The organism is Sinomicrobium endophyticum, assembly GCF_052983315.1.
Genome location: NZ_JBRKIS010000022.1, coordinates 91,682 through 104,736 on the forward strand (window position 1 = coordinate 91,682; position 13,055 = coordinate 104,736).

At 44.6% G+C, this 13,055-nt stretch carries 9 protein-coding genes; 3 read left to right on the top strand and 6 right to left on the bottom strand.

Going from position 1 to position 13,055, the window contains the following annotated elements; genetic code table 11:
* Window positions 1-15 precede the first annotated feature (15 nt).
* Window positions 16-1,041, top strand: coding sequence for an MvdC/MvdD family ATP grasp protein (locus ACVBDU_RS07525; RefSeq protein ID WP_447179150.1), 1,026 nt, complete (start codon window positions 16-18; stop codon window positions 1,039-1,041).
* Window positions 1,042-1,139: 98 nt separating this feature from the next.
* On the opposite strand, the gene ACVBDU_RS07530 is transcribed toward ACVBDU_RS07525, so the two are convergent.
* Entirely contained in the window at window positions 1,140-2,972 is a 1,833-nt protein-coding gene (locus ACVBDU_RS07530) for a TonB-dependent receptor (protein ID WP_447179151.1), read from the bottom strand.
* 17 nt (window positions 2,973-2,989) lie between these two features.
* Window positions 2,990-6,016 carry a tetratricopeptide repeat protein gene (locus tag ACVBDU_RS07535; RefSeq protein WP_447179152.1) on the bottom strand — a complete coding sequence of 1,009 codons (3,027 nt, stop codon included), beginning with the start codon at window positions 6,014-6,016 and terminating at the stop codon, window positions 2,990-2,992.
* 290 nt (window positions 6,017-6,306) lie between these two features.
* Here ACVBDU_RS07535 and ACVBDU_RS07540 point away from each other — a divergent pair, with 290 nt between their 5' ends.
* Window positions 6,307-6,990, top strand: coding sequence for a cell division ATP-binding protein FtsE (locus ACVBDU_RS07540; RefSeq protein ID WP_447179153.1), 684 nt, complete (start codon window positions 6,307-6,309; stop codon window positions 6,988-6,990).
* A 182-nt stretch (window positions 6,991-7,172) separates the two neighbouring features.
* On the opposite strand, the gene tssD is transcribed toward ACVBDU_RS07540, so the two are convergent.
* The 3 genes from tssD to ACVBDU_RS07555 form a co-directional block, all read right to left on the bottom strand.
* Complete coding sequence (gene tssD, locus ACVBDU_RS07545; RefSeq protein WP_447174761.1) at window positions 7,173-7,559, bottom strand: type VI secretion system tube protein TssD; 387 nt, start codon at window positions 7,557-7,559, stop codon at window positions 7,173-7,175.
* Window positions 7,560-7,861: 302 nt separating this feature from the next.
* A complete protein-coding gene (gene fabD, locus ACVBDU_RS07550) occupies window positions 7,862-8,737 on the bottom strand; it encodes an ACP S-malonyltransferase (RefSeq protein WP_447179154.1) in 876 nt (291 codons plus the stop codon).
* A gap of 123 nt (window positions 8,738-8,860) precedes the next feature.
* Complete coding sequence (locus ACVBDU_RS07555; protein ID WP_447179155.1) at window positions 8,861-9,388, bottom strand: gamma carbonic anhydrase family protein; 528 nt, start codon at window positions 9,386-9,388, stop codon at window positions 8,861-8,863.
* A gap of 343 nt (window positions 9,389-9,731) precedes the next feature.
* On the opposite strand from ACVBDU_RS07555, the gene ACVBDU_RS07560 reads away from it, so the two are divergent.
* Complete coding sequence (locus tag ACVBDU_RS07560; RefSeq protein WP_447179156.1) at window positions 9,732-10,637, top strand: NifU family protein; 906 nt, start codon at window positions 9,732-9,734, stop codon at window positions 10,635-10,637.
* A 95-nt stretch (window positions 10,638-10,732) separates the two neighbouring features.
* On the opposite strand, the gene ACVBDU_RS07565 is transcribed toward ACVBDU_RS07560, so the two are convergent.
* Complete coding sequence (locus ACVBDU_RS07565) at window positions 10,733-13,003, bottom strand: inorganic phosphate transporter (protein ID WP_447179157.1); 2,271 nt, start codon at window positions 13,001-13,003, stop codon at window positions 10,733-10,735.
* Window positions 13,004-13,055: the final 52 nt, after the last annotated feature.

Below are 13,055 nucleotides of genomic sequence, written 5' to 3' on the forward strand. Positions count from 1 at the left end.
CCCAAATTACAACTTATGCAGAAAATACTGATTATCACCCATTCCAAAGACAATGCCTCTATAGCTGCGGTCTCCGGTTTTTTAAAAGAGTCGGGGGCACAGGTCATCCGCTTTAATGTAGATGAATACCCGTTAAAATATCGTCTCAGCAGCCGTTTCGAAAACAGCGCCTGGCAGGTTTTCCTGGATGTCGACGAAAACCGTGAGTCCCTTCACGATATAACAGCCGTGTGGTACCGGCGAAGTCATAACCTCGCTGCCGGATTACAAAACATACTGGAAGGCACCTACCTTACCAGCGCACAGAAGGAAATACGGCGGACCCTTTTCGGGATGCTGGAAAGTATGCCCTGTTTTCAGATAGACAGGTTCAGTAAGTACCGAAGGCTGGACAGCAAGGAAGAACAAATGAAAATAGCTTCTTCCCTGGGACTCCGTATACCGGATACCTGTATCACCAACAACCCGGAAGAAGCACGCGATTTTGTACGGTCGCATCCACAGGGGACCATTGTTAAAATGCAAAGTTCTTTTGCGATATACAGGGAGGGCAAAGAGCATGTGGTGTTTACCAATGTAGTATCCGAAAAAGACCTGGACGCCATAGATACCCTGCAGTACTGCCCCATGCAATTCCAGGAAAAACTGGAAAAAGCCAGGGAATTACGAGTGACCATAGTGGGAAATGCTGTGTTCACCTATGCCATAGATTCCGCGAAACTGGAAAATGCAAAGATTGATTGGCGTCGGGAAGGGAACACGCTTCTCAGCCAGTGGGAACCTTATGCACTGCCGGAAGATATCAGGGAAAAGCTGCTTCGGTTAATGGATGTTTACGAGGTTAATTACGGAGCCATAGATATCATAGTTACCCCGCAGGACGAATATTACTTCCTGGAGATCAATGCGGCAGGAGAATACCTCTGGCTCGACCGGCTCGCAAATGGCGCCATCTCCGAACACCTGGCCCGAGTACTGACGGGAGAAGCATACCGCAGGTACTCCCCGGCAATTCAAAGGATCGGGCAGCCACAATCCTAAAAGAGTATAAGCAAGATTACGACAATACCAACAAAACAGAGATACATAACTGAAAAGAGACGCCTTTGAGCGCCTCTTTTCAGTTATGTATCCGTGGATTACATATCGAATTTATACGTTACTCCTCCCAGTATCTGGAATCCCTGAACCTGGAAGTTCATCCACCTTGTATATTGATTGTTTGCTATGTTATTGGCCTTGGCAAAAACCGACAACTGATCGTTAAAGCGGTATCCCAGGCGGACGTTAACATCAAAGTAACTGTCCAGATCCACTACTTGCGATTCTGTGGTCACTAAGGATTCCGGCACATACAGGTCTTTTCGCTTACCTACAAAAAATATGTTGGCCCCGGCAAACCAATGTTCCCCGATCTGGTAATCCCCGAAGAAAGATCCCTGTACTATGGGAAGGTTCCACGCCTCCTGTTCATTGTCCGTATCATAACCGGATATTTCGGCATTGACACCGAGAGTAAGATTACGGTCTATATCCGCATGGATCTCTCCGAAAGCGGAATATGTGGTTACATCGTCATATACCACCCCGAAGGAATTCCCGTAAACATACCCCTGGTTTTCATTACCCGCAACATTTACCTGGTTGGCACGGAACAACGGTTTGTTATTTTCCGCCCGGTAAGACCCTTTTATATTATATCCTATATTGGAAGACAGCTTCCCTTTCATTCCCACATAGGCATCGTATTGCCTGTCTGTTGGAGTGATACCCAACGTAGGGGATACGAAAAAATTCTCCTGAGCAAAATCGTAATAAGAATTCTGGTCCAGGCCGCCTACCACACCTCCGTAGAGGGTTACAAATTCCTCTACGAGACGATAGGATGCTCTTACCTGCGGATAGATATAAAAGTCGTTGTCATCATTCTCGATATCCATACCGTAGAAAACAGAAGCTCCAAGGCTAATGCTAAAGTCTTCACCATCTATTACCAGGTTGGGATTTACTCCCAAAAGCAGGTTGCTGTATTTCCATTTTTCATCGGTAAAATATCCACGCTTGAATTCCCCTCCTACATAATCGGCGAAGACATGTGCTGTAATCAGCTCCTCTCCCACGGGGAATTGAAACGAAGGGTTTAGTATCGCCCTGTTTTCCCCGGAGTCATGGGCATCCCAGAAACGTCTTAAAGTAAGTTCTCCTCCGGTGAATACAGATTCGTCTATGGCTTCCAGGTTTCCTCCCACCGAAGCTGTATAATAGGTTTGCCTTTCATCTATACCATCTATCACGCTCTGGTCAAAACCGGCCTGTTCCGGCAAGCCGTACCAGTTGTATATCTGGTGCCGGAAGTTACCGCTCACCCCCCAGCGGTAAAAACGGCCTGCATTTCTGTATGCCGCTTCCAGTTGGGTGTCAAAAAACTTGGTGTCCAGTTCCGTTTCGTTCAGTTGCCCCTGTGCGGAGTGGTGGTTGAGCCCGATGTCGAAAGATTGATCTTTACTGATCTCCCTGCTGGTATAAAAATCGAGCAGAGCGGTACTGTAATTTCCCAGCCCCAGGGAAACATAGGTGTTATACAACATATCCTGTTTCTTCTTTTCTATCCCGGAGACTTTTCCTTTGGCAGGGACGAATGTGGATGCTACGGGAACGGAAAAAATGCTGTAATCTATTTCCTTTTTCTTTAACAACGTGGAATCGTCCAGGGCCGGAACCTCACGCACTTTAAACGCGTCGGAAATATTTGCCTTGTAAGGCCTTACCACATCTACTGTCTCCGTACCTATGTTCTCTTTTTCCTGGGCAAAACCCGGCGAAAGGGAAATAAATACAACTGTCAGCAACCACAAGCGCTTCATTCCCGGTATTTCCGGTTGCCGGTTTTTCGTATTTGATCTTCGGGTATTGCTTTTTACCCCTTCGGTACAATACACCGATTTCCCGGTATTATTATATATATGATACATTATACAGGTATGGAATTTTAATTATTATTCGGGTTTACGGAAGAGTTCCGTTTAGCCTCTTCTCCCTTTATACGCGACAGTTCATTACGGGCTTCGAGGACTACATCCGGGTAATCTTCGAAATTACTGATAACACTTTCCAGTATATAAGTAGCCTGGAATGCATCGTCCATAGCGTAGAAGTTCTTTGCCATCAGCACTAACCCTTTAGCTCCGAATTCCTTATACCCGGAATAATCGCTGGCCAGTTTTTGTACGCTTTTATTGGAGGCTTCATAAGCGCCCTCTTTGTTTTTAAAGTAGGCATCGTAGTAAAGGGCTTCGGCAGCCAGGGAACCGGTAGCTATTTTTCCGACCTCGGCATACGCTTTTTTTGCCGTAGCCTCATCCCCTGTTTCTATAGCGGCGCGGGCTATCATAGTATGGGCATCGCTTTTTATCCTGTTATCCGTATTTTCATTACGGAGCACCTCCTGTGCGTAACGGATAGCTTCGGGATAATTTTTTAGTTCGTAATTGGCTTTCATCAGGTTGGAGCGGGCAAAAGTCAGGTTTTGCGACGATCCGGAAACTTCTTCCAGTTGTTTTAAAACGGGGACAGCCTTTTTGTAGTTATCTTCATCCAGGAAAATCTGCCCGAGACGGGTTAAGCTCTGCTCTGTAAATTCGTTCCTTCCCTGCTCCGTTACCTTTTCATAGTAAGGTACCGCCCTGGATTTTTCCCCTTTCAGGAAATAAGATTGTGCAGTATAGAAATTTGCTTCAAGGGCATGCAATCCTTTTGGGAATTTGGCCAGATAAGTCTCAAATCCTTTAATGGCTTCCGCAGTATTGTTCTGCGCATATTGTTTTTCCGCGGATTCGAAAGTAGCATTGTCCAGTTCGGCATCGGTTACTTCTACAAAATCGAGTCCTTTTACCCAATTGGCATATTCATCTACCCGGCCCATGTCCACATAAATAAGCTTTGCCGTAGATACGGCCTGCAGGGCTTCCGGCGTATTGGGATAATAATTAACAACGCTGCGGAATTTTTCCAGGGCTTTGTCATTTTCTTCAGCGTTGTAATATACGAGTCCCTCCCGAAGCATACTTTTCGGCACATAAGGACTTAGCGAATATTCTTTTACCAGGCGGTTGTATATTTCCACCCCGGCAGACACCTGGTTTTGCGAAACGTAAGTATTCCCCAGCTCATACATGGCATCGTCCCTCAGATCGGAATCGGGATAATTTTTTATAAACTTATCGAGTTCTTCGATCTTTGTCGGCGTACGGTCCACAAAACCATAGCTTATCGCCTTTTGGAAATGCGCGTAATCGGTATGTGCTTCTTTCATGGCTATGGCCTTATTGTAAGCTTCCATAGCCGGCCAGTATTTTCCGGTTACAAAATAGCTGTCTCCCAAACGCAACCAGGCATCGTTTACCCTTTCCCGGTCCTGCCCGGTATTATCGTTCAGGTATCTTTCCATATAGATAATGGCCTGATCGTAATTCTTCTGCTTAAAATAAGTATATCCCAACTGGTAATTCACCCGGTCGTATTCGGGAGTTACGGGTGCGGCAGGGCTATTGATAAAGTCCTTAAAATCTACAATTGCCTGATCGTACTTATTGGATAAATACGCGGTTTCCCCCCGCCAGTAAATTGCCCTTGCCAGGTAGTTCCGGTCCTGCGGTTCTTTGGCGGACTTGTCGAAATACTCCCCGGCCTCTTCATATTTTCCATCGCGGAACAATTCCACACCACGGTAAAAAGCTACTTTCTGGTATGTTTCCTTATTACTGTACGAATTGTTCTTTTGCAGTACCTGTAAAGCGGCATCGTAGTCTTTTGAGGTGACATAAGAATCTACCAGCAAGCCTTCGATCTCCTGCTTGTATCCGGAATCGGGATATTTCTCTATAAAAGACAACAATACTTCCGGAACACTTTGGTAAGGGTTGCCTATATCATAACTCAACCTGGCGTAATTGAGGAGCGCATCCTCCTGTATTCTTTCGTCAAAATCCATTTGTGAGGCATTGCGGAACGCGTTAAGGGCCTGTTGTTTTTTATCTGTTTTCAGATAGCATTCCGCCAGGTGGTAATAGGCATTCTGCGCTACGAAATCGTTTCCTCCGACGATTTTATTGAACTGGTTTATGGCGTTTTCGTAATCGCCCTGTTTGTAATAAGCATAACCGAGCTGGTAGAAATCCGTGTTATTCCACCTCCCCTGCTTGCCCTTATACGCTTTCAGATAAGGTACCGCAGCTTCATATTGTTTAAGGTTGAAATAACTTTCACCTATGATCTTGTTGAGCTCGGAGACTTCTTTCGGATCTGATTTGGACAATTGCTCCTTGGCCAGCCGGATAGCCTCCTCGAACTTCCCGGCTTTAAAATTCATATCCGCCTGGTAGTAAGACAGGTTTTTACTGAGTTCTTTCTCACCCGTAACCTGCTCGAAGTACTGATTGGCTTCATTATAATCATCTCCTTCATATGCCATATACCCGAGGTAATACTTGGCCCTGGGCCCGTACTCTTCCGAAGTTGCCACCCGGTTCAGATAGGTTTTGGCATCGCTGTGGCGCTTTACCGTAAACAGGGCATATCCCTTTTTAAAATTAAAGGCATCGCGTTCTTTGGCGCTCATTCCCTGGTCTTCGGCTTTGCTGTACCATTTCAGTGCCTGCGGGTATTTTCCGTTGGAAAAATAATAATCGCCGGCATCGATATAGGCCGTGTTTCGTTTGGTGGAAGTCGGATAGTTCCGTACAAAATTCTCCATCAGTTTATCCGCTCCCAACTGCTCCAGCCGAATAGCGCTTCCGGCGACATAGTAAGCGCTGTTTGCTTCCACTTCCTCATCCTTTGTCCGCATTTTTACTTTCTCAAATGCAAGCTGGGCAGCGCGGTACTGTTTGCTGTTATACAACTCCAGCGCTTTTTCATAATCCTTGTCGTTATAGGTATATACTTCAGACATTTGCGCCATTGCCATCATCGTAAAACAACAACTCGCAAAAAGCGGGATAACCTTTCTGTAATGCATAAATGATTTTTTTTCGTCACTCAAAGATAACCGAATATACAACCTATAACGCAGCTTTTCATTTATAATTATCCACAATGAGATTAACCGGTAGCAAATTAAGATTTCCTTTACAGTTCCATTCTTACGGAATTATAAAAACGTTATTTGCACACAGATTAAAGCTTAGAAACAAGGTGGTAAAAGCAAGGATTTTTTTTACTTTTGATACTTATTCCCATGAATTTAACGATACACCTTGAACCCCGACCCTTAACTTTTATTATTTTTACCTCCGTAAAACCCAAAATATGTCGAATACCATCGTAGAACTAAGAGATGTTGCCATCTATCAAAGAGAAAACCTGGTGCTCAGTGAAATAAACCTGGCCGTTAACAAGGGGGAATTTGTCTACCTTATAGGAAAGACCGGAAGCGGTAAGAGCAGCTTTATGAAAACGCTCTATGGCGACCTTCCGCTTACCCAGGGTTCGGGTATGGTTACGGATTTTGACCTGAGAGCCCTTAAGGAAAAGGATATTCCGTTTCTGCGACGTAAACTCGGTATTGTATTCCAGGATTTTAACCTGCTACCGGACCGCACGGTAAACGACAACCTTCTCTTCGTACTGAAGGCTACCGGGTGGAAGGACAAGGAAGAAATGGCAGCCAAAATAGAAGAGGTACTGGGTCGCGTAGGCATGAAAACCAAAGGCTTTAAGTTTCCGCATCAGCTGTCGGGCGGGGAACAGCAACGTGTAGCCATTGCCCGTGCACTGCTTAACGACCCGGAATTAATCCTTGCCGATGAACCTACCGGAAACCTGGACCCGCAGACCAGTGTGGAAGTTATGAAAGTTCTTCAGGAAATAAACCGCAACGGCCGTACCATTCTCATGGCCACACACGATTATGCCCTGTTGCTCAAATTCCCTTCCAAAACCTTGAAATGTGACGGCAGCAAAGTTTTTGAGGTGGTGCAGAAAAATGTCTGAAAATCAATGTTATAGACTGTTTCGGGTTTCAGGTTCCAGATTCCAGGTTTCAGGTTTGGGTTCCAGGTTCCAGGTTTCAGGTTTCAGGTTTGGGTTCCAGGTTCCAGTTGTTCCGGGCAGCAGTATGTAAAAAAGGAGCGCTTAAGCACTCCTTTATATTGTTTTTGTAATACGAACCTGAATTATACCCATTCGTTGATATGAGCTCCGCCACCGCAGGACAATTCCCGGCAGGAAATGGTAAAGGTCTCCGTCAACGGGTTATAACCTACAGCATCGAAGTTTTCCCTGTATTTCACGAGATATCCTTCGACAAAATTCACCTCTTTCAGTTTGGCTTCCGTGTCGCGTTTAATGTACGTAATCGTTCCGTTTTTACGCTCGAAATTATTGGTCATCCACTCAAAGAAGAAAGACTCTCCGGTAGACTCTACGATAAGGTTGATCCTTCCGCCGCGTGTCACCGATGAAGGGCGACCTGTTGCATCCACTTCCTGTGCCAGGTCATAATTGACGCTTAAGATATTTACCTTCTTGCCGCCAACGCTTAAAATAGCTTTAAATGACATAATACCTAAAATTTAAAAGATAAGGTTTAACAAATAAAATACCAAGTCAAAAAATAAAAATACAGATGCAAGATATTAAAGACGCCTCTATTATGCAATAGGCAATTAACAAAAAAAAATCTGTAAAATCTCCTGTAAACAAACTACAGGTATCTATCCCGAAGGAAAAAACCTCCCTGAATGACAATACCGGAAGTATTAAAAACTGTCATCCCGGACAGAACCGGGAATGAACCCACTGAAGGAGACTTCGGTTCTGTCCGGGATGACCGGGTATTTTTCCTTATCCGGATGTACAGCTATTACGCCGAGGTAACTTCTGCGTTCCTGTCTATTTTTTTTACCAGTCCCTGCAGCACTTTCCCCGGTCCTACTTCCGTAAACAGGGTCGCACCCCCGGCTATCATGTTCTGTATACTCTGTGTCCATTTTACCGGGGCGGTAAGCTGAACCATGAGGTTCTTTTTTATCTCTTCGGCATCCGTTATTGCCGTAGTGGTCACATTCTGATAAATGGGACATCCCGGTTTATGAAATTTTGTCTGTTCTATGGCTGCGGCCAGTTCTTCCCGGGCAGGTTCCATCAGGGGAGAATGAAAAGCCCCTCCGACCGGCAATACCAAAGCCCTTCTGGCGCCGGCTTCTTTGAGGGCTTCACAGGCTCTGTTAACTGCTTCCACTTCTCCGGAGATCACCAATTGTCCGGGACAGTTATAATTTGCAGCAACTACTATCCCTTCGGTCTCTTCACATATCTTTTCTACCACTGCATCTTCCAGTCCGAGTACGGCAGCCATGGTACTTGGCTGTAATTCACAGGCTTTCTGCATGGCCATAGCTCTCTGGAATACAAGTTTTAATCCGTCTTCAAAATCCAGGGTACCGTTAGCCACCAGGGCAGACAATTCTCCGAGGGAATGTCCTGCCACCATATCGGGTTTAAAAGACTCTCCAAGGGTCTTGCTCAGGACAACCGAGTGCAGAAAAACCGCAGGCTGGGTAACCCTGGTCTGTTTCAGGTCCTCATCCGATCCCTTAAACATGATATCGGTAATGGAAAATCCCAGAATTTCATTGGCTTTTTCAAAAAGTTCCCGGGCTGTTTCCGACTTCTCATACAGGTCGGTTCCCATTCCGGAAAATTGCGCCCCCTGACCGGGGAATATGTATGCGTTCATAAAAAAATCGTATTTGTTTGGGGCAAAAATAGTAAAATGTTTATTGGCATCTCCCGAACACACCGGATATTGTAAAAACGATGCGGAAGCATTTATACGGACAAACCGGGTCCTTTTACATGTTTACGGCTTCTGTTCTTCTTCCTTAAACCAGCCGGAATACTTCACATAATTATTGGCAATACGGTCTATTTCACCTGAAATGAGTTCCTCGCTGATGTCTTTTACTTTCTTCGCGGGGACCCCCGCATAAATACTGCCGGCTTCCACCCGTGTATTTTGTGTGACTACCGCGCCGGCCGCAATAATACTGTTACTTTCCACTACACAGTCGTCCATAACGATACTCCCCATACCTATGAGTACATTGTCGTGTACCGTACATCCGTGTACAATAGCATTGTGCCCTATGGAAACATTGTTTCCTATATTGGTGGGGGATTTTTGGTATGTAGCATGAATTACCGCCCCGTCCTGTACATTTACCTTATTCCCCAACTTTATATAATGCACATCCCCGCGTATAACCGCATTAAACCACACACTGCACTGATCGCCCATCCGGACATCTCCCGCGATCACCGCGTTGTCCGCAATAAAACAATCTTCTCCCATACGGGGCTCTTTTCCGTTGACTTTTTTCAGGATCATTTTTATAGTTTTAAAACTCAAAATTACGAAATAAAGTCGGGGAAATCCGGGAGTGCCGGAACCTTAAGCAGGGATTGCCAAATACCTTACCGGGTAAAGGAAATCCAACCGTCCTTTAGATACCTTCACCCATCCTTTAATTTAGCTTTATATCACTTACATGAAGATGTTCCATATCATCTACACGAAGGAACTTCATGTAGTAAGGATCAGGACACATCATACAAATCTACATACCAAAGGAGCAGACACTAAAACTCCTCTCCCCGGAATCTTTCGTCAAATCACTTTAACATACATTTCTCATATCTTATATGTAACTTTGCATAAAAATTTGACTCTCATGGAAAAGATCACTATAAAAGTAAACCCCACCAATAACCCGGCTATCCTGAAGTTTGAAGCGGACAGGTTTCTCACAGAACGTAAAAGTTACGAATACAAGAATATAGATGAGGCAAAGAACTCCCCGTTAGCACAACAGTTGTTTTATCTGCCGTTTGTAAAAACCGTTTTTATTTCCGGAAATTTTGTAGCAATAGAGCGGTATAACATTGTGGAATGGGAAGAAGTACAAAATGAGGTTGCGGAGCAGATAGAGCGTTACCTGAACAGCGGACAGCCCGTGATTAAGGTAGATGAAGGCGGCAAAAAACTTCCTTACACCGTTTACGCGGAAAGTACTCCCAATCCGGCTGTAATGAAATTCGTCGCCAATAAAAGACTGGTGATCTCTACTTTCGAATTCAAAAATATAGACGATGCCAAGGATGCTCCCCTGGCACAGGCGCTGTTTCATTTTCCTTTCGTAAAAGAGGTTTTTATGGATGAGAATTACATTTCCATAACCAAATACGATATTGCGGAGTGGAACGACATCACTATGGAACTCCGGGAATATATCCGCGTTTACCTTGAAGAAGGCAAACCAACGGTATCGGAAGACATCAAAGAGCAAAAGACCAACAAAAATACTGTTGCCGACACACAATATGCCGAAAACCTCGACGAGACCTCCAGGCAGATCATCAATATTATCGAAGAATATGTAAAACCGGCTGTGGCCAGTGACGGGGGTAACATCCTTTTCGAATCTTACGATGAGGATAGTAAAGTCGTTAAATTGATATTACAGGGAGCGTGCAGCGGTTGTCCGTCTTCGACGTTCACCCTGAAAAACGGCATTGAAGCCATGCTGAAAGAAATGATGCACGGTAAAGTCAATGAAGTAGTTGCCATTAACGGATAGTTCAGTCTATCCTGTTTTCATAAAAAATCCCGGATTTCATTTCCTGAAAAGGTCCTGAAATCCGGGATTTGTTTTTTGACAGATAACCTGCCTGTCTACAAAACAGGAAACGCTTTCTCTTTTACTTCCTTATATTCCTGGTAAAAGTCCCGGAAAAGCTCCAGAAGGTTCATGCTGGCGGTTATCAGATCTTTGGTTTCCAGCAGCAGACCGAAATAAAGTTTCGTATTCTTCGGGCTGGTTTCCGTAGTACGTATACGATCTATTTGTTTTTGAATGAGATTGGATACACGGTCGAACAATTCCTGTTTTTCCTCCAGTATATTATCTATATCTCCAAAAGTTTCCTTATCAAAGGTATATTTAATCTTATCAAACAGCACCTGCAGGTCATTATCTATTCCTTTCAGGTCCCTTATCTGGTTGAATTTAAGATTTTTGTGATTGTTATTAACGTGCGAATAGCTGTTTTTCACAATATAACCGATAGATTGCACCATATCCTGCAGGTTGTCCAGCATCAGGATATAGAACTTACTCGCTTCGATAGAAGACTCATCGAGGGATTTGATAAAGTAAAACAGCTCTCCTTTCAGTTCATCTACCTCATCTTCGAGTTTTTTCAGGGTTTTTTTGTTCTTTTTCAGTTTTTTCAGTTCCTGTAGTCCGAGGTTATCCACCACTTCGCTGTACAGCTTATTGGTTTTTCCTATGACCTTGGATATATGATGCGAACTGTCATTCACGATTTCGTGTATGGTTATGATATCTTCGGTACGGAGCTTTCGTTTTTCTTCTTCTTCTCTGGCTCTTTTAGCATGTATTCTGGAACTGCGATACAGAAGAACGGCAACAACGATAAGCAACCCTACAAAGGCCACAATACCTCCTATACTCAACAAATACGCAATTACAGCTGCCGAAAGAAAGGCCACTATAGCGGTGAGGAACCAGCCCCCGATAACATTAAACACTCCTGCTACACGGTACACCGCGCTCTCCCTGTCCCAGGCACGATCGGCAAAAGAGGTCCCCATAGCCACCATAAAAGTAACATACGTGGTAGAAAGCGGCAGTTTGAGGGAAGTACCAATAGAGATCAGTATACTTGCTACCATAAGGTTTACGGACGCCCTGACCATATCAAAGGCAGGGGCATCTTTTTTCTTACGCCTTACTTCCGGCTGCTCGAACTGCTTGTCTATCTTTAACTGAACGGATTTAGGCAGAAAATAATTAATCCCTATCCCCGCATATAAGGAAGTCCTCACAATAAAACGGGAAAGGGCATTCGGGGAGAATTTCTCCGCACCGTCCCCCTGCCTGGAAAGGTCCACCCCGGTAGCAATAACGTCACGGGCCTTTTTGGAAGTCCATAGGGTAATTACCATTACTATACCGGCAAATAACAGAAAGTAGAACGGCGCTACAATCTCTCCGCTTGCCAGTTCTCCCATCAGGTAAGTGTCGGCAGGCATACCGGAATTGACATAAAAACCATAAGATTGATATGCGGCGATCGGCACACCGATAAAGTTTACCAGGTCGTTCCCGGCAAAAGCCATGGCCAGGGCAAACGTACCAATGATTATGATCATCCGGAGTATATTTACCTTCAGCGCAGTCATCAATATCTGGGAAAGTACCGTCCAGAAGATCAGGCTCCCTCCTATAATGATTAACTGGTGATCTTTTATCCAGGAAGTTACTTCCACAGGAATAAAGGACACACCTTTCAGCCCTTTGATAAGCATAAAAAACGTAATGGCCGTAATAGCTAATCCACCGAAAATACCTCCTATATATTTTACCTTTTTTTCAAACTGAAACGTAAATACCAACCGGGAGATATATTGTACCAAACCTCCGACTGTAAAAGACAGCGCTACGGAAAGCAGGATACTGACTACGATCTGCGTGGCCTTGGCTGTATTGATATATTCTCCCAGCGTAGCCATGTCGCCATCCTGTACGAGAATCTTATAGATAGCCAGGCACACCGCGGCACCGAGAAGTTCAAATACAATAGATACCGTAGTAGAGGTAGGCAGACCGATGGAATTGAACACATCCAATAAGAGGATGTCTGCTATCATCACCGCCATGAAAATAATCATGACCTCGTTAAACGTAAACATTCCGGGGATAAAGATACCACTACGGGCAATTTCCATCATACCGCTCGAAAACAACGCCCCACAGGCAATCCCCGCACTGGCTACAATCATAATGGTTCGAAGCGGAACCGCCTTGGAGCCTATTGCCGAATTTAAAAAATTAACCGCATCATTACTGACCCCGACAACCAAATCTGTTATTGCCAACAACGCTAAGGCTATCAGCATTACCATATACACCTGTTCCATACGTAATCTTTACAGACGCAAAAGTCTGCCAACTTAATTAATACAAGGTTAA